Origin of the sequence: Streptomyces sp. NPDC093510, from assembly GCF_040683555.1 — a bacterium.
Lineage (GTDB): Bacteria > Actinomycetota > Actinomycetes > Streptomycetales > Streptomycetaceae > Streptomyces.
Genome location: NZ_JBFBEE010000042.1, coordinates 1 through 23488 on the forward strand (window position 1 = coordinate 1; position 23488 = coordinate 23488).

Genomic DNA, 23488 nt, shown 5'->3' on the forward strand with positions numbered 1-23488 from the left:
CGCGACGGCGGATACGACGTCTCCGACTACACCGCCGTCCTCCCCGAATTCGGCGACCTCGCCGACTTCGTCGAATTCGTCGACTCCGCACACCAGCGCGGCATGCGCGTCATCATCGACTTCGTCATGAACCACACCAGCGACCAGCACCCGTGGTTCCAGGCCTCCAGGAACGACCCCGAAGGCCCCTACGGCGACTACTACGTCTGGGCCGACGACGACAAGCAGTACCAGGACGCGCGCATCATCTTCGTCGACACCGAAGCCTCCAACTGGACCTTCGACCCCGTCCGCAAGCAGTACTACTGGCACCGCTTCTTCTCCCACCAGCCCGACCTCAACTACGAGAACCCCGCCGTCCAGGAGGAAATCGTCTCGGCGCTGCGGTTCTGGCTGGACCTCGGCATCGACGGCTTCCGCCTCGACGCCGTGCCCTACCTCTACGCGGAGGAGGGCACGAACTGCGAGAACCTCCCCCGCACCCACGAGCTGCTGAAACGGGTCCGTGCCGAGATCGACGCGCACTATCCGGACACGGTTCTCCTCGCGGAGGCCAACCAGTGGCCGGAGGACGTCGTCGACTATTTCGGCGACTTCCAGAACGGCGGCGACGAATGCCACATGGCGTTCCACTTCCCCGTCATGCCGCGCATCTTCATGGCCGTCCGGCGTGAATCGCGCTACCCCGTCTCGGAAATCCTCGCCAAGACACCGGCCATTCCCTCCGGCTGCCAGTGGGGCATCTTCCTGCGCAACCACGACGAGCTCACCCTGGAAATGGTCACCGACGAGGAACGCGACTACATGTACGCGGAGTACGCCAAGGACCCGCGCATGCGCGCCAACATCGGCATCCGCCGCCGCCTGGCCACCCTCCTGGACAACGACCGCAACCAGATCGAACTCTTCACCGCCCTGCTGCTCTCCCTGCCAGGATCGCCGATCCTGTACTACGGCGACGAGATCGGCATGGGCGACAACATCTGGCTCGGCGACCGCGACGCGGTCCGCACCCCCATGCAGTGGACCCCCGACCGCAACGCCGGCTTCTCCTCGTGCGACCCCGGACGCCTCTACCTCCCCACGATCATGGACCCCGTCTACGGCTACCAGGTCACCAACGTCGAGGCCTCCATGTCCTCCCCGTCCTCCCTGCTCCACTGGACGCGGCGCATGATCGAGATCCGCAAGCAGAACCCGGCGTTCGGACTCGGTTCGTACACGGAACTCCCCTCGACCAACCCGGCGGTCCTCGCCTTCCTGCGGGAAGCCCCCTCGACCGGCGACGAGGGCGACGACCTGGTGCTGTGCGTGCACAACTTCTCGCGCTTCGCGCAGCCCACCGAACTCGATCTGCAGGCCTTCAGCGGGCGCCATCCCGTGGAGCTGATCGGCGGGGTGCGCTTTCCGGCCATCGGTGAACTGCCGTACCTGCTGACACTGGCGGGACACGGGTTCTACTGGTTCCGGTTGCGCAAGGAACCGGCGTAGGCTCCGGCAGCGCGACGCCCTCGCGGGGCGGTTTCCGCCGCCCCGCCCTGGGCACTCCAACGCAACAACCCGGCACCCCTCCGCACCACCGGCACTCCCGCACCCTGCCTCGTCCGCGACGCGGAAAGGACGCGACGCCATGTCGGAAGCCGTCATCCGCCCCAGTGCGCACGCCACTGCCCTGCTCGCCTCGCTCGATCCGCTGCTGCGCGAGTGGCTGCCCCGGCAGCGGTGGTTCGCCGGGAAGGGGCGCCCGATCAGCGACCTGGAGGCGGTGTCGGCGACCGAACTCCTGCCGCACGGCTCGCCGTCGGGCCTGCTGCACCTCCTGCTGCGGGTCCGCCAGCCGCTCGTTCCCGCGCAGGGCTCGGCATTCGACGGTATCGCCGCCGAACGGCCCGCCGACTGCTACCAGTTGTTGCTCGGCGTGCGCCGCACGCTGCCACCGCACCTGGCCTCCGCCCTGATCGGCCACGCCACCGCGGGCCCACTCGCCGGGTCCACGGTGTACGACGCGCTGCACGACCGGCACCTCACCGGACTGCTCCTGGAGCGGCTGCGGATACCGGGGCGGCACGGCGTGCTCCGCTTCGAACGCGACATGCGTGCCGAGATACCCTCCGGACTCGCCCCGCGGCTGCTCACCACCGAGCAGTCCAACTCCTCGCTGGTGTACGGCGATACGTTCATCCTCAAGCTGTTCCGCCGCGTCGTGCCCGGCGTCAACCCCGACCTGGAACTCCCGCTGCACCTCGCCCGCCACGGCTGCGCCCGGGTGCCCGCGCCCGCCGCGTGGTTCCTCGCCGACCTGCCGGCCGGCGCGACGGCCACGGACGAGAGCTGCGGCCTCGGCGTGCTCCAGCCGTATCTGGCGGGGGCCGAGGACGGCTGGGAGCTCGCGCTGCGGATGCGCGACAAGGGCGAGTCCTTCACCGGTGAGGCGCGGGCGCTCGGCCGCGCCACGGCGGAGGTGCACACGGCGCTCGCGGCCGCGCTGCCCACCGTCACGCTGGGCCGGGCGCAGGTGGAGCTGGCCGCGGACGCCATGGCGGAGCGCCTCACCGCGGCGGCGCAGGCGGTCCCCGCCCTGCGGCCCTACGCCCCCGGGCTGCTCACCGCCTTCGAGGCGCTGGCCGACCTGGGCGGCGAGGGCCAGTCGTGGACGGCCCAGCGCGTCCACGGCGACCTGCACCTGGGGCAGTGCCTGCGCTCACCGGACGGCGAATGGTCGCTCATAGACTTCGAGGGCGAGCCCGCGCGGCCGCTCGCCGAGCGCCGGCTTCCGCAGCCGCCGGTCCGCGACGTGGCGGGCATGCTGCGCTCCTTCGACTACGCGGCCTCCCACGGCACCTGGGCCCCGGAGTGGGCCGACGAGTGCCGGGCCGCGTACTGCAGGGGGTACGCGGACGTCTCGGGCCGCGATCCGCGCATGGACCCCGTGCTGCTGCGTGCCCACGAGACCGACAAGGCGGTCTACGAAGTCCTCTACGAGGCCCGCCACCGCCCCGACTGGCTGCCGGTCCCCCTGGCCGCCGTCCGCCGTCTCGCCCAGGACGGTCCCGCCGACGACGCCCACTGACCATTCCTTCGGAGGAGGCCTCTCCCGTGACCCCGCGCCCCCGCAAACCGTCCGACGAGAAGCACGCGAAAAGCACCAGGAGCACCAGGAAGGCGGCGGCGAAAGCACCGGCGAAGGACTCCGTCACCGTGGCCGACGGCGCGTCCAAGGCCGTGACCGCGCCCGGGGCCGCGCCGCCGCCCGTCACCCACTCCCCCGTCTCCGCGAGCGACAGGGACCGTCTCCTGAACGGCACCCACCACGATCCGCACGGTGTCCTGGGCGCCCACCCCGTGCCCGGCGGCATCGCGTTCCGGGCGCTGCGGCCGTACGCCAAGGCGGTCGCCGTCGTCGCCGAGGACCTCCGCGCCGAGCTGCGCGACGACGGCGAAGGCTTCTTCTCCGCGGTCCTCCCGCTGCGGTCCGTGCCGGACGGCTACCGGCTCCACATCACGTACGAGGACGCGGAGTGGGAGATCCACGACGCGTACTCCTTCCTCCCCTCGGTCGGCGAGTTCGACCTGCATCTGATCGGCGAGGGGCGGCACGAGCGGCTGTGGGAGGCGCTCGGCGCCCGGCCGATGATCCACCAGGGGGCGACCGGCACCCGGTTCACGGTGTGGGCGCCCAACGCCCGGGGCGTGCGGGTCGTGGGGGGCTTCAACTTCTGGGACGGCACCGGGTTCCCGATGCGCTCGCTCGGCGGCACCGGCGTCTGGGAGCTGTTCGCGCCGTCCGTCGGCGAGGGCGAGCTGTACAAGTTCGAGATCACCCGGCCCGACGGTTCGACCACCCTGCGCGCCGACCCGCTCGCGCGCCGCACCGAGACCCCGCCCGCCAACTCCTCCGTCGTCCACGAGTCGCACCACGAGTGGCACGACCAGGAGTGGCTCGCGCGCCGGGCCGAGATACCCGCCCACGAGGCGCCCTTCTCAGTGTACGAGGTGCATCTCGCTTCCTGGCGCCCGGGGCTGACATACCGTCAACTCGCGGAGCAGCTACCCGCGTACGTCGGGGACCTGGGCTTCACGCACGTCGAGCTGATGCCCGTGGCCGAGCATCCCTTCGGCGGCTCCTGGGGCTATCAGGTGACCGGGTTCTACGCACCGACCGCCCGCCTCGGCACGCCCGACGACTTCAAGTTCCTCGTCGACGCGCTGCACAGGGCCGGGATCGGCGTCCTGATGGACTGGGTGCCCGCGCACTTCCCGCGGGACGACTGGGCGCTCGCCGAGTTCGACGGCCGGCCCCTGTACGAGCACGAGGACCCGGCCCGGTCCGCGCACCCCGACTGGGGAACCCTGGAGTTCGACTACGGCCGCAAGGAGGTACGCAACTTCCTCGTCGCCAACGCCAGTTACTGGTGCGAGGAGTTCCACATCGACGGGCTGCGCGTCGACGCGGTCGCGTCCATGCTCTACCTCGACTACTCCCGCGAGGACGGCGAGTGGACGCCGAACGCGCACGGCGGGCGCGAGAACCTCGACGCCGTCGCCTTCCTCCAGGAGATGAACGCCACCGTCTACCGCCGCTCCCCCGGCGTCGTCACCATCGCCGAGGAGTCCACGGCCTGGGACGGCGTGACCCGCGCGACGCACCACCAGGGTCCTGGCGGCTTCGGCGGCCTCGGCTTCGGCCTGAAGTGGAACATGGGCTGGATGCACGACTCCCTCGACTACGTCACCAAGGAGCCGGTGCACCGCAAGTACCACCACAACGAAATGACGTTCTCGATGGTGTACGCCTACAGCGAGAACTACGTCCTGCCCATCTCGCACGACGAGGTCGTCCACGGCAAGCGGTCGCTGGTGTCCAAGATGCCGGGCGACTGGTGGCAGCAGCGCGCGAACCTGCGCGCCTACCTGGGCTTCATGTGGGCCCACCCCGGCAAGCAACTCCTCTTCATGGGGCAGGAGTTCGCGCAGGGCGCCGAGTGGTCGGAGGGGCACGGCCCGGACTGGTGGCTGCTCGACCCGGCGTACGGCGCGGAGGCCGACCACCGGGGCGTGCGCGACCTCGTCCGCGAGCTGAACACCGTCTACCGCCGCGAAGGCGCCCTGTGGCAGCGCGACACCGACCCCGGCGGCTTCGCCTGGATCGACGGCGACGCCGCCGAGGACAACGTCTTCGCCTTCCTGCGCCACCCGGCCGAAGGCTCCGACGGGCCCCCGCTGCTCGCCGTCTCCCACTTCTCACCGGTCGTGCGGCACGCCTACCGCCTGGGCGTGCCGGACGAGTTCGCCGCCTGGCAGGAGGTCCTGAACACGGACGAGGCCCGCTACGGCGGCGGCGGCGTCACCAACCCCGACCCGCTCAAGACGGATCCGGTGCCGTCCCACGGCCGTCCGGCGTCCCTGCGCCTGACCCTGCCGCCCCTCGCTACGGTGTGGCTGCGGCCGGTGTGACCTGCTCGACCTCCTTGAGGGCCTGGGGCAGCTCCTCGGCGTACAGCAGGCCGAGGCGCTGTGTGGCCCGGGTCAGGGCCACGTAGAGGTCGCTCGTGCCGTACCGCGCGGGCTCGACGACCAGGACCGTGTCGAACTCCAGGCCCTTCGCCTGACGCGGGTCGATCAGGACGACCGGCCGCGTCAGGTCCGGGGCCTGCCCGGCCGTCACCCCGGGCAGCTGTGCGGCGAGCTCCGCGTGGAGCTCGCGGGGGGCGATCACCGCGAGGCGGCCCTCGTCCCTCGCCTCGGCGGCGACCGCGTCGGCCACGGCGGTGGCGAGGTCGTCGGTCCTGCGCGCCCAGGGACGCACACCCGTGGACCGCACCGAACTCGGCGGCCGGAAGTCCGGCTGTCCGACGCGCGGCACCTCGGCCGCCACCTCCATGATCTCCACGGGTGTGCGGTAGTTGACGCCGAGCCGCGTGTACTCCCAGCGGTCCTCGACGTACGGGGCGAGGATGCTCTCCCACGAGCCGCAGCCGCCCGCCTCGGCGGTCTGCGCCGGGTCGCCCACCAGCGTCATCGAGCGGGTCGGGCAGCGCCGCATGAGCAGCCGCCAGGCCATCGCGGAGAGCTCCTGCGCCTCGTCGACGATGATGTGCCCGAACGCCCAGGTGCGGTCGGCGGCCGCGCGCTCGGCGGCACTGCGGTGGTCGGCCTCCTCCTGGCGCTCGGCCATCCGCTCCGCGTCGATGATGTTGTGCGCGAGCAGGACCTCGGCGTCGTCCTCGTCCTTGTCCTCGAACTCGTACGTCCGGGAGGCGCGCGAGACGTCGAGCACGCCCTGCGCGTACGCGATCTGCTTGGCCCGCTCGGCCTCGGACGCCGCCCGTTCGGCGCTGTCGTCGTGCCCGAGCAGTTCGGCGGCCTCGTCGAGCAGCGGTACGTCGGCGGGCGTCCAGGCCGAGCCGTACGGACGGCGGATCGCCTTCGCGTCCTCCTCGGTGAGCCCTGTCGGCTCCTCCAGGTAGGCGGCGACGAAGCGCTGCGGGGTGAGCGTCGGCCACAGCTCCTCGATGGCGGCGTGCACCTCGGCGCTGGCCGCGATGCCCTTGCCGAGCTGGGCGATGTCGTCGGGGCCGAGGAAGTTCGGCCCGCCGTACGGGTCGTGGCCGATGCGCTCGGCGAGCTGCGCGGTCAGCGCGTCGATGATCCGGAACGCGAAGTGCGGGCGGCCGAGGTTGTGCGGCACGTCCGCGGCGCGGGCCGCCTCGCGCGCCTGGTCGGCGATCGTCCAGTCCAGGATCAGGTCGCCGTCGTCGTGCTCGATGACCATCGGCTCGCCCGGCTCGGGGGTGCGCTGCCGGTCGCGCACGGCCGCGGCGAGCACGTCCGCCATCTCCGCGCGGCCCTTCACCTCGGCCGCCTCGGGGCTGTCCGTGCCGGTCGCCGTCACGCCGGGGAACAGCTCGCCGACCGTCGAGAGCAGCACGCCGGTCTCGCCGAGCGCGGGCAGCACCTCGCCGATGTAGCCGAGGAACGCCGGGTTCGGGCCGACGATCAGGACCGCGCGCTTGGCGAGCAGCTCGCGGTGGGCGTAGAGCAGGAACGCGGCACGGTGCAGCGCCACGACCGTCTTGCCGGTCCCCGGGCCGCCCTCGACGACGAGGACGCCGCGGTGCGGGGCGCGGATGATGCGGTCCTGTTCGGCCTGGATGGTCTGCACGATGTCGTGCATACGGCCGGTGCGCGCCGAGTCGAGCGCGGCGAGGAGCACCTCGTCGGCGTCGGCGCCCTCGTGGCCGGTGCGGGTCGGGTCGCTCAGGTCGAGGATCTCGTCGTGCAGGCCGGTGACCTCACGGCCCTCGGTGGTGATGTGCCGGCGTCTGCGCAGGCCCATCGGCGTATGGCCCGTCGCGAGGTAGAAGGGGCGCGCGACATCGGCGCGCCAGTCGATCACGAGCGGAGTGCGTTCGACGTCGGACGCACGGATTCCGATACGTCCGATGTGATGATCGCGGCCGTCGCGGAATTCGAGCCGTCCAAAGCACAGCCCGTTCTCTCCCGCGTCGAAGGCGGCGAGCAGCCCGGACCGCTCCGCCACCAGCACATCGCGCTCCAAGCGCGCCTGGAGACCGTTGCCCACCTGCGACAACGACGCCTGCACGGCGGTTTCGGCCTCCTCGCGCAGCGCGTCCAGACGCGCGTACAGCCCGGAGACGAATTGCTGCTCTTCCCGCAATTCCTCGGTTGACAATTCAGCCCCTCGCCAGTTACAGTACTCGTATAAAGCTTCTCGTGAAGCCGTCATGCGCAAATGGCAGGAGCTTCGCGAAAGAATCCAATATACGCAGAGAAATACCCCGGACGTCAATTCGTCCGGGGTATTTCTCTTGAGGGCCGCTTCTCAGAGCACGTCGGCCAGCTCGGCGAGGAGCTTCCGCTTGGCCCGCGCGCCCACCAGCTGGAGCACGGGCTCACCGCCCCTGAACACGATCATGGTCGGCGCCGAGAGCACCTTGTACGCGATGGCGGTCTCCGGGCTCCGGTCCACGTCCAGCTGAAGGATCTTGATCCGGTCCGCCTCCTCCCGCGCGATCTCGCTCAGCACCGGCGCCAGCTGCCGGCACGGACCGCACCAGTCCGCCGTGAACTCCACGAGCACCGGACGGTCCGCCTCGCGCAGCACCTCCCCCTCGAAATCCGCGTCCGTCACCTCGGCCACGCCTGCTGCCTTCACTGCGCCACACTCCTCATCCCGTCAGTTCATCCCGTCAGTTCGCACCGCGGCTCGGGGCCGCCCGGAAGTGCCGCCTCGGCGCGCGTGAGCTGCGCGCCGACCTGGTCGCGCACTGCCGTCAACTCGCCGATCAGCGCGTCGAGTTCGGTGAGCTTGCGGCGGTACACGGCGAGCGACGCGGGGCAGGAGTCGCCCTCCGGGTGCCCGGAGCGCAGACACTCCACGAAGGGTCTGGTCTCCTCCAGATCGAACCCGAAGTCCTGGAGGGTCCTGATCTGCTCCAGGAGCCGCACGTCGTCCTCGTCGTACGTGCGGTAACCGTTGCCGGTGCGCCGCGCGGGGAGCAGCCCGCGCGACTCGTAGTAGCGCAGCGTCCGCGTGGTCGTCCCCGCGCGTGCCGCGAGCTCGCCGATTCGCATGACCCGACGGTAATCCTTGACGTGGGCGTCAAGGCCAGCCCTGCTGGCACACCGGGTCAGACGGGGTTGCGGATGCCTTCGACGGTCGAGCTCCACGTGTCGGCGCCGTGCCCCAGGTCGATCGCCCTGCGGGCCGCCGTGAGCACGCCGCGCAGGGCGGAGGTGTCCAGGCCGCGGTGCTCGGCGGCCCGCACGATGTGCTCGATGCCCTCCGCCTCCATGGCGAGGTTGTCCATCTCCCCGGGGTACCGGCTCTCGTCCACATCCGCCGCCGTGCCGTCGACCACGCTCGCCAGCAGGTCCACGTTGGCCTTCAGATAGGGAACGAGGTCGGCCGCCCGCACGCCTTCCTTGCCGGCGAGTGCCATGCCGTGCACCAGGCCGTGCATCGCCGTCCAGAAGAAGTCGAGGATGGAGAGGTCGTACACGGCGGCGAGCCCGTGGTCCTCGCCGACGTAGGCGGACCGCCCGCCGAGCGCCTCGAGCGTCGTCCCGTACTTCTCGTACGCGGACCGCGTGCCGCTGTAGAAGATCAGCGCGTCCGGTGTGCCGATCACCGGCACCGGGACCATGACCGCGCCGTCCAGGTAGTCGACGCCGGTCCTCTCGGCCCAGGCTGCGGCCGCGCGGGCGCGCTCCGGGGTGTCCGAGGTGAGGTTCACGAGGAGGCGGCCGGGCAGGTCGCCGGCCGCCCGGTCCAGGACGGCCTGCGCGGCGTCGTAGTCGACGACGCAGACGACGACCACGTCGGAGGCGCGGACCGCCTCCGCGGGGGTGGCGGCCCGGACCGCTCCCCGGGCGACGAGGCCGTCACCCTTGCCGTCGGAACGGTTCCAGATGGTGGTGCGGTGCCCGGCGTCCAGGAAGGCACCGGCGAGGGCCTGCCCCATGGAACCGAGACCGAGGACGGTGACAGAGGGAAGGGGGCGATTCGTAGCGGGGCGGTTCGTGTCAGGGAGGTTCGTGTCAGGGAAGTTCGTAACGGGGTGGTTCGTCATGACCACCATCGTTGGCGGAGCTCCAACGGCCCACAAGTACCGACTAATTAGTCAGCTACGCACCGAAAGGTAAGCGTGGCCTCGACGTTCAGCCCCACCACTCCGACTCAGCCGAAGTCCGGTTCTCCGTAAGCCCGTTTGAACTCGTGGAAGCTCTCCACGCCGGCCATCAGCACCACCCCGTCCCACAGCCGTCCGGCCGCCTCGCCCCTCGGGGCCGGGGACACGACGGGCCCGAAGAGGGCGCCCACGCCCTCGACCGAGAGCACCGGCGTGCCGACGTCGTCGCCCACGAGGGCGAGGCCCGCGTCGTGCGAGGCCCGTACCGCGGCGTCGTACTCCGTGGTCATCGCCACGGACGCGAGGTCCGTGGGAAGGCCCGCGTCGGCGAGGGCGGCCGCCGTGCCGCCCCAGTCCTGCTGCCCGTGGATGCGCTCCCCGAGCGCGTCGAAGTACCGCCCGAGCGCCTCGTTCCCGTACTGGTCGCGGACCGCCGCGCAGATGCGTCCCGGCGCCTTCATGTACTCCCCGTACAGCCCCTCCGGGTCCTCCGGATCGACGGCCAGGCCCTCGTTGAGGACGGCCAGGCTCATCACCCGCCAGCGGACTTCGACGTCCCGCACTCTCTCCACCTCGCGCAGCCAGCGCGAGGTGATCCAGGTGTACGGACACACGGGGTCGAACCAGAAGTCGACGCTCACGCGACAACCCTAACCGCCCTGGCCACCCCAACTGCTGCAAGTTCAACAGCTGTAAGTCTTCGGGAAGTTGACGCACCAGAGCCATTGACGCGCGGCGCGACCACAACTACAAAACCAGCAGCACGCTTCTGAGAGCGCTCTCACCACCCCCCACGGAGGTGCCCGATGAGTACGGTCCACACGGTTCGCGCAGTACGCACGCCTCGTTCGACACGCAGGTCCGCCCTCCTGGCCGGGCTCGCCGCCGTGGGCCTGCTCGGGACGCTGATGGCGCCCGGCACGGCCCGCGGCGACGTGCCGCCGCCCGCCCCCGGCTGGTCGCTGAAGTGGAGCGACGACTTCAACGGCCCCGCGGGGAGCGCGCCCTCCTCGAAGAAGTGGCAGGTCGACCTCGGCCACAACTACCCGGGCGGGCCGGGGAATTGGGGCACGGGCGAGATCCAGGAGTACACGAACTCACGGGACAACCTGAGCGTCGACGGAGCGGGCAATCTGCGGATCACGCCGCGCAAGGACGCGTCGGGCAAGTGGACGTCCGCCCGGATCGAGACTCGGCGCAGCGACTTCAAGGCCCCGGCCGGCGGCACGCTGGCCATCGAGGGGCGCATCCGGATGCCGGACGTGACGGGCGACGCGGCGCTCGGTTACTGGCCGGCGTTCTGGGCGCTCGGCTCGCCCTACCGCGGCAACTACCAGAACTGGCCCTCCATAGGCGAGTTCGACGTCATGGAGAACGTGAACGGCATCAACTCCGTCTGGGGCGTGCTGCACTGCGGCGTGAACCCGGGCGGCGACTGCAACGAGACCCAGGGCCTCGGCGCGAGCCGCCCGTGCCCCGGCGCCGCCTGCCAGGCGGCCTTCCACACGTACCGCTTCGAGTGGGACCGCTCGGTGACACCCAATCAGCTGCGCTGGTACGTCGACGGGGAGCGGTTCCACACCCTGAGCCAGGACCGCTTCTCGGCGCGGACGTGGACCGACATGACGTCCCACCAGGGCTACTTCATCCTGTTGAACGTCGCGATGGGCGGCGGGTTCCCGGACGGGGTGGCGGGCCGTGCGACGCCGACGGCGGCTACGCGGCCCGGCCACGCGATGGCCGTCGACTACGTCTCGGTGTGGACGCGCCCGTAGGCGGGCCCGCCGGGTTCAGGCCAGTGGGGCGAGTGCCGCCCGGAGCCAGTTGTCCGCGGCTCCGGGCGTCGGCTCCGGCGGGCCCGACGGCGGGCTGACGACCTCGGCGGTGAGCTGCCAGTAGAGGTCGATGCGGGGTTCGGCGGCGAGCATCCGGTGCAGCCCCCGGCGGAAGTCCGCGGTGTCGCGCCGGTTGAGCGATGCGGCGTGCGCGGCGACGAAGCTGTCGAGTGCCTCGCCGTGGTGCGGGGCCCGTCCCGCCCGCAGCTCCGCCGAGGCCAGTTCGTACGCCTCGGGGAGGGCTTCGTAGAGCACGGCGGGCCGGTAGCCCTTGCCGGGGAGGTGCACCTCGGGCCGGCCGTAGTCCGTGCCGGCACGGGGGCCAAAGACGAAGCAGGGGGTGGTGACGAAGTCCTGGAGCCGGGCGAAGGCGAGGACCTGTTCCGGAGTGGGGTCGGCGGGCGGTGTCGGCACCGCCTGGTCGATGACGGCGTTCGTCACGCGGGCCGGGAGCCGCGCGGGCAGCCAGTACCGCCAGAACCGGGCGAGCGCGTCCGTGCCGGGCGGCGTCGAGAGGGCCCCGATCAGCCGCAGCCGCTCGGCGCGTTCGTGTGCGGTGCAGTCCGCGAGGAGCCGCAGGGCTGCCTCCCGCCAGCGCAGGGCGGTGAGTTGCGAGCCGACCTCCGCCAGCCGCCCCTCGACGACGTCCACCAGCTCGTCCTCCTCGTCGAGGACCCGTCGCACGTCGGGGACGGGCAGGTCGAGGGCGCGGAGGGAACGGATGAGGCGGAGCCGGTCGAGGGCATCGGGTCCGTAGCGCCGGTGCCCGCCACCGCTGCGGGTGGCTTCGGGCAGCAGTCCGCGGTCGGAGTAGAAGCGGACCGTCTTGACGGACACGCCCGCCTGCTCGGCGAGCTGCCCGATGCTCAGCGCCCCTTGGGGATCGGGGGTGCTGGGGGTGCTGGGGGTGCTGGGGATGGCGGGGGTGGTGGGCGACGGGCCGTGAGGCGCGGGGCGGCCGGGCGCCGGACCATCGGGTGACACGACTTGAACCTCCCTCAGGGGGAGTTCCTACCGTACCGGCGAGCGCGGGCGGCCGATCGGCCGGCCGTGCGGACCGCGGCGTACGAGGAGGAATCATGACGGCGTTCGTGCTGGTGTCGGGCGGGTACACGGGCGGATGGCTGTGGCGGGACGTGGCCGCGGGGCTGCGCGCGGCCGGGGCCGAGGTGCACGCGGCGACGCTCACCGGGCTCGGCGACCGCCGTCATCTGGCGGGTCCCGGCATCGACCTCGACACCCACATCGAGGACGTGACACAGCTGATCGACCACGTCGACGCGCCCGAGGTCGTGCTCGTCGGCTACTGCTACGGCATCTATCCCTCCGCGGGCGCCGCCGACCGGCGCCCGGACCGGGTCTCCCGGCTCGTGTACCTGGACTCGCCGATGCCCCAGGACGGCTACTCCATGATCGACCAGGTGCGTGAGCAGATGCCCGACGGGCCGGCCCGCGACCGCACGCTGAGCCAGCAGGAGCAGGCGGAGGACGGCTGGCGCATTCCGGCGCCGGCCCTTGAGGAGTGGCGGGCCCACGGGAACCTCGCGGGTGTCGGTGACGACGCCCTCGACCGGCTCGCGCGCCTCGCCTCGCCCGCGCCCGCGGGCCCGTACGCGCAGCGGCTCCGGATCTCGGAGGCGGTCGCCGCCCTGCCGACGACAGGCGTCTTCTGCACCACGGGCGGGGCGATGGACATCGCCTCGCTCGAAGCCCTGGTCGCTTCCGGCCTGCCGCTCGTCCAGCATCTGGCCGATCCGCGCGCCACCTTCTTCGACATGGCCACGGGCCACTGGCCGATGCTCTCCACCCCTGACGAACTGACCGACGTACTGCTGCGGGCCGCGGCCGGGGAGGGGCACCGTCTGGCCCGGCTTGACCCTCACGTTGCGGCTTGACCCTCACGTTGCGTGAGGGTCGAAGGTGGGGCGCATGAGCGAGATGAGTGACGACAAGCGCGACCACTACGACGCGTTCGAGATGAGTCCCGTGCCCACCCCCGGCCCGGACGCGGTCCCGCCTGAGCCGTTCCGCGGCATCTACGGCATGCCCGCGTTCGTGACGATCCCCAGCGCCGACATGGCGGAGTCGGTGGACTTCTGGACCCGTGGGCTCGGGTTCTTCGAGCTGTTCGCCATCCCCGGCACGCTGGTGCATCTGCGCCGGTGGGCGTTCCAGGACGTACTCCTCGTCGCGGCGGAGAGCGTCCCGGCGCGGCCCCCGGCGATGAGCTTCAGCTTCGCGGGCGTGCTCGGCCAGGTCGAGTCCCTCGCCGAGGCCTGCCGCGCGCTGCGCCCCGGCGCGGTCGACGGTCCGCGGGACACGCCCTGGAACACCCGCGACGTCGAGGTGATCACCCCCGAGAACGCACGGATCGTCTTCACCGCGGCGAAGCCGTTCGATCCGGCCGGTCAGGAGGCACGGAACCTTGAAGCCATGGGGATCACTCCGCCGGGAGGCGTCGGCCACGGCGACAATGGGGACCATGCCTGACGCCACCGATATCGACGCCGACGCCGATACCGACACCGATACCGACACCGACACCGACACCGACGTCGGCGCGGGCGGCCTGACCGTCGGGCAGGTCTCGGCGCGGGTGGGCGTGACGGTCCGCGCGCTGCACCACTGGGACGAGATCGGTCTGGCGCGGCCGTCGCTGCGCACGACGGGCGGATACCGGCTCTACACCGCCGCCGATCTGGAACGTCTGCACCGCATCGTCGTCTACCGGGAGGTCGGTCTCGGCCTCGACAAGATCCGTGCCGTTCTGGACGACTCGGCCGCGGACGTGGCCGGTGCGCTGCGCGCGCAGCGCACCCAGGTCGCCGAGCGGATCAGCCGTCTCCAGCAGCTGAACACCGGTCTGGACCGGATGATCGACGCCCACGAGCGCGGCCTGCTGCTGACCGTCGAGCAGCAGTCCGCGATCTTCGGCCCGCGGTGGAACCCTGAGTGGCCCTCCGAAGCCCGTCAGCGCTACGGGGACACGACGCAGTGGCGGCAGTACGCCGAGCGTTCGGCCTCCCGCACCCCCGAGGAGTGGCAGGAGGTCGCCGACACCGTCGCCGGCTTCGACCGCGCGCTCGCGGACGCGATGGACGTCGGCGTCACCCCCGGCAGCCCGGAGGCGAACCGACTCGTCGAACGGCATCGCGAGGTCTTCGCCTCGTACTTCCCCCTCACCAGGCAGATGCAGGTCTGTCTTGGCCGTATGTACGAGGCCGATCCGGCGTTCGCCGCCCACTACGACGGCATCCGCCCCGGCCTCTCCACGTGGCTGCGTCGGATCATCGACGCCTGCGCCCGCGCCCACGGGGTCGACCCCGACACCGCGACCTGGCAGTAGCCACCGCCGCCTGACGGCCCTAGACGGCGTCCCCGGCGGGCTTGTCGTAGGTGAGGAAGATCGTGCCGCTGTCGAGGAGGACGGCGTCGGTCCGCTCGTACATCACCGGGTCGAAGGCGGCCTTCTGCCCGAACAGGGGCGTGCCCGAACCCATCGTCAGCGGGCCGAGCTTGACGACGAGCCGGTCGATCTCGCCGCGCAGCGCCCCCGCGAGTTCGCCGCCGCCGCACAGGTAGATGTCCTTGCCCTCCTCCCGCTTCAGCTCCCGCACCTTCTCGACAGGATCGGTGGCGACCAGTTCGACGCCGGGGTCGGGGCTTTCGGTGAGGGTGCGGCTGAAGACGAGGTGCCGCAGGTGCGGGAAGCAGTTGGGCAGTCCGGCGTCGACGCCGTTCATGTACGTCTTGCGGCCCTCCAGGATCGTGTCGAAGTGGGTCCCCTCGGCGGTGATGCCGAGGGCTTCCCTGGCCGGGGCCGGCAGGGTCTCCGGGTACGTCTGGGCCAGGTGCTGCACGTAGTCCTGGGCGACCGGCCAGAACCCGTCCGGGCCCGTGGGGTCGGAGCCGTCGGGGCCCGCGATGAACCCGTCGAGGCTGACGGCGATGAAGTACACGAGCTTTCGCATGCGGGCTCCTTGATGGTCCGTTGCACTCCGACTGAAGTGGTCAGACCGTAGTACTTCACCTGGAGTGGTATCAACGGTTTCCCAAAAGTCGCCGACGCGACCCCGTACGCGTTCCTCGGCGTGACCCTGTCCGCGTGGCTTGGCGTGACTGCCCACGTGGCTTGGCGCGGCCCTGTCCGCGTTCCTCGGCGCGACCCCGTCCGCGTGGCTTGGCGCGACCCCGTCCGCGTTCCTCCGCGCGACCCTGCCCGCGCCCCTCCGCGCGACCTCGTCCGCGTTCCTCGGCGCACCCCCGTCCGCGCGGCTTGGCGCGACCCCGTCCGCGCCCCTCGGCGCGACGCTGTCGGCGTGGCTTGGCGTGACTGTCCACGTGGCTTGGCGCGACCCTGCCCGCGCCCCTCGGCGCGACCCCGTCCGTGTTCCTCGGCGCGACCCCGTCCGTGTTCCTCGGCGCGACCCCGTCCGCGTGGCTAGACCTGGCCCTGTCCGCGTTCCTCGGCGCGCCCCCGTCCGCGTTCCTCGGCGCGCCCCTGTCGCGTGGCTTGGCGTGACCCTGTCCGCGTTCCTCGGTGCGACCCCGTCCGCGTTCCTCCGCGCGACCCTGCCCGCACCCCTCGGCGCGCCCCCGTCCGCGCCCCTCCGCGCGACCCCGCCCGCGCCCCTCCGCGCGACCCCGCCCGCGCCCCTCGGCGCGACCCCGTCCGCCGCGCGGCTTGGCGCGACCCCGTCCGAAAGTCCTCGGCGCGCTCCCGTCCGCCGCGGCGTGCTGCCGTGCCTCGAACGGGCGACGCCGCTGCGGCAGATGGCCCCGGATCGGCCTGCCGTGCACCGGCCCGGTGAGACCTTGCCCTCCGGACCAATTCCCGACTCGGAGGCACCCCTCATGCGTATGCGCACGATCCTGGCCGCGGCCGCCCTGGCCGTGATCACCGTCATCAGCGGCGCGGGCGCTGCCACAAGCGCCCCGCGGCCGGTGCCCCACGACTCCCCCGGGTCCCCCGGGTCCCTCGGATCCCCCGGGTTCCTCAGCGGCAACGTCTGAGGCGTCCCGCAGACAGCAAACCGGGCCGCCCGGAAAGGGCGGCCCGGCGTGCGGGGGTGGCCGACGGCCAGAGGGGTGGGGTCAGCGCTGCGACTGCCGCTCGCGCGACGACTTCGCGGCGTCGGCGGCCGACGCCGACTCGTCGCCGGAAGCGGGCTCGGCACCGGGCACCGACTCCGCACCGGTCGCAGGCTCGCCGCGCCCCTTGCGCGGCAGCAGCGCCGCCACAAGTACCGTCCCCGCGCCCAGGATCACCGCGCCGACCAGGCTCGTGTGGGCCACCGCGTCCGAGAACGCGGAGCCGACCGCGTCGGCCATCTTGCCCGCGCCCTGCGCGAGCTGGTCGGCCTGGCCCTTCAGCTGGGCCGCCTGCTGCTGGGAAGCGGCGTGGGCCGCCTTCTCGCCGGCCGCGCGGGCCTGGTCGCCGATGCCCTGGGCGACCGCGTAGCCCGCACCGACCGAGTCCTGGGCCGTCTCCAGCGTGCCGTCGGGCAGCTTGGTGCCGGAGGCCGCCGCCGCGTCCGCCAGCTTCGAGGAGTACGAACTGGCGAGCACCGAGCCGAGGATGGCGATGCCGAGCGAGCCGCCGAGTTCGAGTGACGTGTCGTTGACGGCACCGCCGACGCCCAGTTCGGACTCGGGGAACGCGCCCATGATGGCGTCCGTGCAGGGCGAGAGCGCGAGGCCGATGGCCAGGCCCAGGATGATCAGCGGCGCGACGAAGTCCCCGTACGAGGAGGACGCGTCCACCCGCGTCAGGAGCGCGAGCGCCACCGTGCCCGCGACCATGCCCGCCGACACGGTGATCTTCATGCCGATGCGCGGGGTCAGATAGCCCGTCAGCGCCGAGCCGACGAAGACCGCACCGGCCAGCGGCAGCATGCGCACGCCCGTCTCCAGCGGGTTGTAGCCGAGGACGAACTGGAGGTGCTGCGTGAGGTAGTAGAACGCGCCGAAGACCGCGAGGAAGAAGAGCGCCACCGCGAGGTTCGAGCCCGCGAAGCGGCGGTCGAGGAAGCGGCGGACGTTCAGGATCGGGTGCGGGTGGCGGAGCTCCCAGGCCACGAAGGCCAGCAGGCCGACGCCCGCGACGACCGCCGCCGAGATCGCCTTGGCGTCCCAGCCGAAGTGCGGACCCTGGATGATCATGTAGACCAGCGCACCGGTCCAGACGACGGAGAGCAGCCCGCCGACGTAGTCGATGCGGTTGGAGTGTCCGGCCTTGGACGGCGGGATGAGCACGAAGGCGCCGACGATCGCGAGGGCGGCCACCGGCACGTTGATCAGGAAGGTCGACGCCCAGCCGTGGTCCTCCAGGAGCGCGCCCGCGACGAGCGGCCCGGCCGCGATCGCGAGGCCCGCCGTGGCGGTCCACAGGACGATCGCCTTGGCGCGCTCCGCGCGCGGGAACGTCGCGGCGAGCAGCGACAGCGTGGCCGGCATGATCATCGCCGCGCCGAAGCCCATCACCGCGCGGGCCGCGATGACCCCGCCCGAGCTGTCGACCAGGGAGCCCGCGACCGATCCGGCGCCGAAGACGACGAGGCCGAGGACGAGCGCGCCGCGCCGGCTGTACTTGTCGCCTATCGCGCCGAGGAGCAGCATCAGCGCGGCGTACGGGACGGTGTAGCCGTCGATGACCCACTGCAGGTCGGAGCTGGAGAGCCCGAGGTCCTTGGTCATGTCGGGGGCGGCGACGGTCAGTGCCGTGTTCGCCATCACGATGATCAGCAGGCTCAGGCAGAGCACGAGCAGCGCCCACCAGCGGCGTGCGTACGGCTGCTTCATCTCCTCGACCGGTTGCTTCATGAGCAGAGCCACCGAAGTCTCACCCTTCCTTGGTCCACATACGTCCGTGCTCGTCGTGCTTGTCCGGTGACCTTGCACAGCACTGTGCAATTACACACTGGTGTGCAACTTACTCCACTGCACACTCGTGTGCAAAACGGGCGCGTGCACAATGGAGCCCATGAGCCGAGCCGACGCCAACCGCCGCCGCATCCTGGAGGTGGCCCTCGCCGAGCTGCTGCGCGATCCGGACGCCTCCATGGACCAGATCGCGCGCACCGCGGGCGTCGTGCGCAGGACCGTGTACGGCCACTTCCCCAGCCGGGAGGCGCTGATCGGCGCGCTGATCGACGGCGCGGTCGAGGCGGTCGCCGCGGCCCACGCCTCCGGGCGCGCGCGGTCGGACGACCCCGCCGAGTCGCTCGCCCACTCGATGGTGGCCGTCTGGGAGATCGCCGACGGCTACCGCCTGCTCGTCGCCCTCGCCCAGCGCAGCGTCGCGATGGAGGGCATCAGACAACGCCTCGCCCCGGTCCGCGAGGAGTGCGTGAACGTCCTCCGACTCGGCCTCGACCAGGGCGCGTTCACCTCACCCCTGCCGCCCGCCGCCCTCGCGTACGTCCACGAACAGCAGCTCTTCGGCCTGATGGAGGCCGTCAACGACGGCCTGCTCGACCCGAAGGACGCGGGCCGGGCCGCCGCGTCGACGGCTCTGATGTCGGCGGGCGTTCCGGTGGCGCGGGTGCGGGAGATCATCGCGGGCCTCACCCCCTGACGCACACGCCCCCTGACACACCCGCCCCCTGACACACCCACCGGGCGACAGCGCGCACGCGCACGCGCCGCCCCCGTACAGACGAAGGCGCCGCCCGAACAGCAAGAAGGCGCCGCCCACGGCGTACGAGGAGGAAGCTCCCGTACGTCGCGGGCGGCGCCCGGCGGCCCCGTCCCGGCGGCCCTCCACACGGCGCGCGGCCGGTGACTACACCTTCACCGGCTGCTTGCCGTCGTCGCGCGGCTCCGGCACGGCGTCCGCGTCGCGGACGTCCTCCACGGCGGAGGGCCCGTGGCCGTCGTCCACCAACGTACGCTCGTCGAAGGGGAGTTGTCCGGCGAGTACGGCCGTGACCCGCTCCTTGTCCACTTCCTTGGTCCAGGTGCCGATCAGCAGCGTGGCGACCGCGTTGCCCGCGAAGTTGGTGAGGGCGCGCGCCTCGCTCATGAAGCGGTCGACGCCGATGATCAGGCCGACGCCGTCGACAAGGGCGGGCTTGTGCGACTGGAGGCCGCTCGCGAGGACCGCGATGCCCGAACCGGAGACGCCCGCCGCGCCCTTGGACGCGATCATCATGAAGAGCAGCAGCGAGATCTGCTCGCCGATGCCGAGCGGCTGGTCCATGGCGTCGGCGATGAAGAGGGAGGCCATGGTCAGGTAGATCATGGTGCCGTCGAGGTTGAAGGAGTAGCCGGTCGGGACCGTGATGCCGACGACCGGGCGGCTGACCCCCAGGTGCTCCATCTTCGCGATGAGCCGCGGCAGCGCGGACTCGGAGGACGAGGTCGAGAGGATGAGCAGGAACTCACGGCCCAGGTACTTCAGCAGCTTGAAGAGGTTGACGCCGGTCACGAGCCGCATCAGCGTGCCGAGCACGATCACGATGAACAGCGCGCAGGTGACGTAGAACCCGATCATGATCGTGGCGAGTGCCTTGAGCGCGTCGACGCCGGTCTCGCCGATGACGGCCGCCATCGCGCCGAACGCGCCGATCGGCGCGGCCCACATGATCATGCCGAGCACCCGGAAGACCAGCCGCTGGATGTGCTCGATGCCGCGAAGCACCGGCTCGCCGGAGCGGCCCATGGCCTGGAGGGCGAAGCCCACGAGCAGCGCGACGAGCAGCGTCTGCAGCACCTCGCCCTGGGTGAAGGCGGAGACCAGCGTCTTCGGGATGATGCCGAGTGCGAAGTCGACGAGCCCCTTGTCGGCCTCGTCGGCCGCGTCGTGGCCCGCGCCCTTCTCGGACTCGGTGATGTCCATGCCCGAGCCCGGGTGCAGGATGTTGCCGACGACGAGGCCGATGGCGAGCGCGACGACGGACATCGCCATGAAGTAGGCGAGCGCGAGGCCGCCCACCTTGCCGACCTTGGCGGCCTTGCGCACCGAACCGACGCCGAGGACGATCGTGCAGAAGATGATCGGCGAGATCATCATCTTGATCAGGTTCACGAAGCCGGTGCCGACCGGCTTCAGTTCCTTGGCGAAGTCGGGCCAGATGAAGCCGACGGCGATACCGAGCAGCACGGCACCGATGACGGCGATGTACAGGTAGTGCGTGCGGTCCCGCTTGGCTGCGGGCTGCGCTTGTGGGTCGGCCGTGCTGGTCACGGGGCCCTCCTTGAACGACGACGTCGGCGTTGCGGTGCCTGCGGTGCGTGCGGCTCACGTCCCGAGTGATCGGCTCCGAGTGATCGGCTCCGAGTGATCGGCTCCCTGATCGGATCGGCTCCCGTCCCGGGCTGTCCGCGATCCGCGATCCCGGTGACTATCTCCCGGGCTGTGAGGGCGGTCACCCTTGCGTTCATTTAGTTCGCGCTTATACGACCACTTGTACGAAGAGGCAGACTGGCAGCATGTTCCGCACCCGCCCCACCCGCCCGCGCCGGCTCCCGCGCAGCCTGGCGGGCCAGCTCTTCGCGATGCAGATCGTGCTGGTCACCGTGGTGGTCGCCGGGTGCGCGCTCTTCACGTACTTCAGCGACAAGCACCAGGCCGAGGAGGGCGCGCGCCGCCAGGCGACCGCGGCGGCGCGCGCGGTCGCGGACTCCCCCTCGGTGCGGGAGGCCATCGGCGGCCGCGACCCGTCGAAGGATCTCCAGCCGTACGCGGCACGGGTGCAGCGGGACACGGGCGTCGACTTCGTCACGATCATGGACCCGCGCGGCATCCGCTGGACGCACCCCGACGAGCGCCGCATCGGCGAACGCTTCCTCGGCCACCGGGCCGACGCCCTGCGCGGCCGGACGTTCGCGGAGACGTACACGGGCACGCTGGGCCCTTCGGTACGGGTGGTCACGCCGATCTGGGAGGGTGCCGAGGGCGGGGAGGGCCGCATCGTCGGCCTGGTCAGCGCCGGCATCACCATCGAGGAGATCACCGAGAAGGCCCGCGGCCAGCTCCTCGCGCTGCTCGGGGTGGCGGCGGCGGCCCTCGTGCTCGGCGGCATCGGCACGTACGTCATCAACGCCCGTCTGCGCCGCAGCACGCACGGCATGAACGCGGCCGAGCTGAGCCGTATGCACGACTATCACGAGGCGGCGCTGCACGCGGTGCGCGAGGGACTGCTGATGCTGGACGGGCAGCGGCGGATCGCACTCATCAACGACGGCGGCCGCGAGCTGCTCGGCGTGGCGGACGGCCGCGTGGTCGGCCGCAACGTCGCCGAGCTCGGGCTCCCCGCCCCGCTGACGGGAGCGCTGCTCGCGACCGAGCCCCGCGTCGACGAACTGCACCTGACCGCCGACCGCGTGGTGGTCGTCAACACCTCCCCCGTGACGGGTGGCGAGCGGCGCGGCACAGTGGTCACCTTGCGCGACCACACCGAACTCCAGGCGCTGACGGGTGAGCTGGACTCCGAGCGCGGCTTCACTCAGGCCCTGCGCTCACAGGCCCATGAGGCCGCGAACCGGCTCCACACGGTGGTGTCCCTCATCGAGCTCGGCCGCGCGGACGAAGCGGTCGACTTCGCCACGGCCGAGCTGGAGCTGGCCCAGGCGCTGACCGACCAGGTGGTGGCCGCCGTCAGCGAGCCCGTCCTCGCGGCCCTGCTGCTCGGCAAGGCGGCGCAGGCCAACGAGCACGGCGTGGAGCTCGTCGTCTCGGACGACAGCAGCATCGACGACGGCATGCTCCCTGAGACGCTGACGGCCCGCGACCTGGTGACGGTCCTCGGCAACCTCATCGACAACGCGGTCGACGCGGCGCAGGGCTCGCCGGCGGCGCGCGTCACGGTGACGGCCCGCGCGGACGCGGCGGGCCTCCTCCTGCGCGTCTCGGACACGGGCCCCGGCGTCGGCCCCGCACAACGCGACGCGGTCTTCGAACGGGGCTGGTCGACGAAGTCGGCCACGGGGAGGGGCCTCGGCCTGGCCCTGGTCCACCAGACGGTGACGAGAAACGGCGGCACGCTGACGGTACGGGAGTCCCCGGAGGGGGGCGCGGAGTTCGAGGTGACCCTGACGACGGGAGTGACGAGAGTGGGGAGCATCTCCGCCGCTTCTGCTGGTCCTGCTGGTCCTGCTGGCCCTGCTGGTCCTGCTGGTCCTGCTGGGGACAATAGGGCCGCCCCCGCTGCGGACGGTGGGGCCGCTCCTGCTGTGGGCGAACGTTCCGCAGGGCGGAACGGGTGGGCACAGCCCCCGGTGCCGGGCGCGCATGACGGGGGCGCCGACGAGGACGCGGTGGGCCCGACCCCGGGTGACAGAAGCGACAAGGGGGGCGCCCAGTGATCCGCGTACTCGTCGTCGAAGACGACCCCGTCGCCGCCGACGCCCACGTCCTCTACGTCAACCGCGTCCCCGGTTTCGAGGCCATCGGGCGGCCCGCCCACTCCGCCGCCGAGGCCCGCCGCACGCTCGACCGCACCCAGGTCGACCTGATCCTCCTGGACCTGCACCTCCCCGACGGCCACGGCCTCCAGCTGGCCCGCTCCCTGCGCGCCGCCGGACACCCCACGGACGTCATCGCGGTGACGTCGGCGCGGGACCTGGCGGTCGTCCGCGAGGGCGTCTCCCTCGGCGTCGTCCAGTACGTCCTGAAGCCCTTCACCTTCGCCACCCTCCGCGACCGCCTCACCCGGTACGCGGAGTTCCGCACCGCCGCGGCGGAGGGCGAGGCCACCGGCCAGGACGAGGTGGACCGCGCGCTCGCCACCCTGCGCGCGCCGGGCCCGGCCGCCCTCCCCAAGGGGCTCAGCGGCCCCACCCTGGAACGCGTCACCCGCACCCTGCGGGACGCCCCCGACGGCCTGACCGCCACCGCGGCCGCCCAGTCTGCGGGCCTGTCCCGCATCACCGCGCGCCGCTATCTGGAGCACCTGGTCGACACGGCACGCGCCGCCCGCAGCCCCCAGTACGGCCACGTCGGACGCCCGGAGCTGGTCTACCGGTGGCTCACCGCGGCCGAGTGACGGACCACTCGGG

General features: G+C 71.9%; 19 protein-coding genes and 1 pseudogene. 11 read left to right on the forward strand and 9 right to left on the reverse strand.

Features of this window, described 5'->3' with window-relative positions:
• The 3 genes from treS to glgB all read left to right on the forward strand — a co-directional run.
• A partial coding sequence (gene treS / locus AB0N81_RS39570; protein WP_365367355.1) for a maltose alpha-D-glucosyltransferase occupies positions 1 to 1491 on the forward strand: 1491 nt, incomplete at its 5' end.
• Positions 1492 to 1630: 139 nt separating this feature from the next.
• Complete coding sequence (locus tag AB0N81_RS39575) at positions 1631 to 3070, forward strand: maltokinase (RefSeq protein ID WP_365367357.1); 1440 nt, start codon at positions 1631 to 1633, stop codon at positions 3068 to 3070.
• A gap of 26 nt (positions 3071 to 3096) precedes the next feature.
• Positions 3097 to 5454 (forward strand): 1,4-alpha-glucan branching enzyme, encoded by a 2358-nt coding sequence (glgB, locus tag AB0N81_RS39580; RefSeq protein ID WP_365367359.1) that lies wholly within the window; start codon positions 3097 to 3099, stop codon positions 5452 to 5454.
• Here the strand turns inward: glgB and AB0N81_RS39585 are convergent.
• The 5 genes from AB0N81_RS39585 to AB0N81_RS39605 all read right to left on the reverse strand — a co-directional run bounded on the left by AB0N81_RS39585 (position 5429) and on the right by AB0N81_RS39605 (position 10294).
• The gene (locus tag AB0N81_RS39585; RefSeq protein WP_365367361.1) at positions 5429 to 7693 is read right to left on the reverse strand and encodes a helicase; all 2265 of its coding nucleotides are present in this window, start codon (positions 7691 to 7693) and stop codon (positions 5429 to 5431) included. The genes glgB and AB0N81_RS39585 overlap by 26 nt on opposite strands.
• Before the next feature lie 150 nt (positions 7694 to 7843).
• Positions 7844 to 8176 carry a thioredoxin domain-containing protein gene (locus tag AB0N81_RS39590; RefSeq protein ID WP_365367363.1) on the reverse strand — a complete coding sequence of 111 codons (333 nt, stop codon included), beginning with the start codon at positions 8174 to 8176 and terminating at the stop codon, positions 7844 to 7846.
• Between the two features lie 26 nt (positions 8177 to 8202).
• On the reverse strand, positions 8203 to 8595 hold the full coding sequence (locus AB0N81_RS39595) for a MerR family transcriptional regulator (RefSeq protein ID WP_365367365.1): 393 nt from the start codon (positions 8593 to 8595) through the stop codon (positions 8203 to 8205).
• A gap of 56 nt (positions 8596 to 8651) precedes the next feature.
• Complete coding sequence (locus tag AB0N81_RS39600) at positions 8652 to 9602, reverse strand: NAD(P)-binding domain-containing protein (protein WP_365367367.1); 951 nt, start codon at positions 9600 to 9602, stop codon at positions 8652 to 8654.
• A gap of 98 nt (positions 9603 to 9700) precedes the next feature.
• On the reverse strand, positions 9701 to 10294 hold the full coding sequence (locus AB0N81_RS39605; protein WP_365367369.1) for a DsbA family protein: 594 nt from the start codon (positions 10292 to 10294) through the stop codon (positions 9701 to 9703).
• Between the two features lie 267 nt (positions 10295 to 10561).
• Between AB0N81_RS39605 and AB0N81_RS39610 the strand changes: the two are divergent.
• Positions 10562 to 11422, forward strand: a pseudogene (locus tag AB0N81_RS39610) (glycoside hydrolase family 16 protein); the annotation flags it as partial.
• Between the two features lie 21 nt (positions 11423 to 11443).
• Here AB0N81_RS39610 and AB0N81_RS39615 read toward each other — a convergent pair.
• The gene (locus AB0N81_RS39615) at positions 11444 to 12358 is read right to left on the reverse strand and encodes a MerR family transcriptional regulator (protein ID WP_365367442.1); all 915 of its coding nucleotides are present in this window, start codon (positions 12356 to 12358) and stop codon (positions 11444 to 11446) included.
• A gap of 209 nt (positions 12359 to 12567) precedes the next feature.
• Between AB0N81_RS39615 and AB0N81_RS39620 the strand changes: the two genes are divergently transcribed.
• From AB0N81_RS39620 to AB0N81_RS39630, 3 genes are read left to right on the forward strand one after another with little or no spacing between them, the layout of a single operon-like run.
• Positions 12568 to 13383: an alpha/beta hydrolase gene (locus AB0N81_RS39620; protein WP_365367371.1), complete on the forward strand. Its 816-nt coding sequence runs from the start codon at positions 12568 to 12570 to the stop codon at positions 13381 to 13383.
• Positions 13384 to 13426: 43 nt separating this feature from the next.
• Complete coding sequence (locus AB0N81_RS39625; RefSeq protein WP_365367444.1) at positions 13427 to 13978, forward strand: VOC family protein; 552 nt, start codon at positions 13427 to 13429, stop codon at positions 13976 to 13978.
• Positions 13971 to 14834 (forward strand): MerR family transcriptional regulator, encoded by an 864-nt coding sequence (locus AB0N81_RS39630; protein ID WP_365367373.1) that lies wholly within the window; start codon positions 13971 to 13973, stop codon positions 14832 to 14834. The genes AB0N81_RS39625 and AB0N81_RS39630 overlap by 8 nt, the downstream gene beginning before the upstream one ends.
• Before the next feature lie 19 nt (positions 14835 to 14853).
• Here the strand turns inward: AB0N81_RS39630 and AB0N81_RS39635 are convergent, their stop codons facing one another.
• Positions 14854 to 15459, reverse strand: coding sequence for a dihydrofolate reductase family protein (locus AB0N81_RS39635; protein ID WP_365367375.1), 606 nt, complete (start codon positions 15457 to 15459; stop codon positions 14854 to 14856).
• An 883-nt stretch (positions 15460 to 16342) separates the two neighbouring features.
• Between AB0N81_RS39635 and AB0N81_RS39640 the strand changes: the two genes are divergently transcribed.
• Positions 16343 to 16501, forward strand: a complete 159-nt coding sequence (locus AB0N81_RS39640; RefSeq protein ID WP_365367377.1) for a hypothetical protein — start codon at positions 16343 to 16345, stop codon at positions 16499 to 16501.
• Between the two features lie 81 nt (positions 16502 to 16582).
• On the opposite strand, the gene AB0N81_RS39645 is transcribed toward AB0N81_RS39640, so the two are convergent.
• Positions 16583 to 18322 carry an MFS transporter gene (locus AB0N81_RS39645; RefSeq protein WP_365367379.1) on the reverse strand — a complete coding sequence of 580 codons (1740 nt, stop codon included), beginning with the start codon at positions 18320 to 18322 and terminating at the stop codon, positions 16583 to 16585.
• Positions 18323 to 18470: 148 nt separating this feature from the next.
• Here AB0N81_RS39645 and AB0N81_RS39650 point away from each other — a divergent pair, with 148 nt between their 5' ends.
• Positions 18471 to 19064 carry a TetR/AcrR family transcriptional regulator gene (locus tag AB0N81_RS39650; RefSeq protein WP_365367381.1) on the forward strand — a complete coding sequence of 198 codons (594 nt, stop codon included), beginning with the start codon at positions 18471 to 18473 and terminating at the stop codon, positions 19062 to 19064.
• A gap of 207 nt (positions 19065 to 19271) precedes the next feature.
• On the opposite strand, the gene AB0N81_RS39655 is transcribed toward AB0N81_RS39650, so the two are convergent.
• On the reverse strand, positions 19272 to 20675 hold the full coding sequence (locus AB0N81_RS39655) for a cation:dicarboxylase symporter family transporter (protein ID WP_365367382.1): 1404 nt from the start codon (positions 20673 to 20675) through the stop codon (positions 19272 to 19274).
• A gap of 245 nt (positions 20676 to 20920) precedes the next feature.
• Here AB0N81_RS39655 and AB0N81_RS39660 point away from each other — a divergent pair, with 245 nt between their 5' ends.
• Positions 20921 to 22795: a sensor histidine kinase gene (locus AB0N81_RS39660; RefSeq protein WP_365367384.1), complete on the forward strand. Its 1875-nt coding sequence runs from the start codon at positions 20921 to 20923 to the stop codon at positions 22793 to 22795.
• A complete protein-coding gene (locus AB0N81_RS39665) occupies positions 22792 to 23475 on the forward strand; it encodes a response regulator (RefSeq protein WP_365367386.1) in 684 nt (227 codons plus the stop codon). Before AB0N81_RS39660 ends, AB0N81_RS39665 begins: the two co-directional genes overlap by 4 nt.
• Positions 23476 to 23488: the final 13 nt, after the last annotated feature.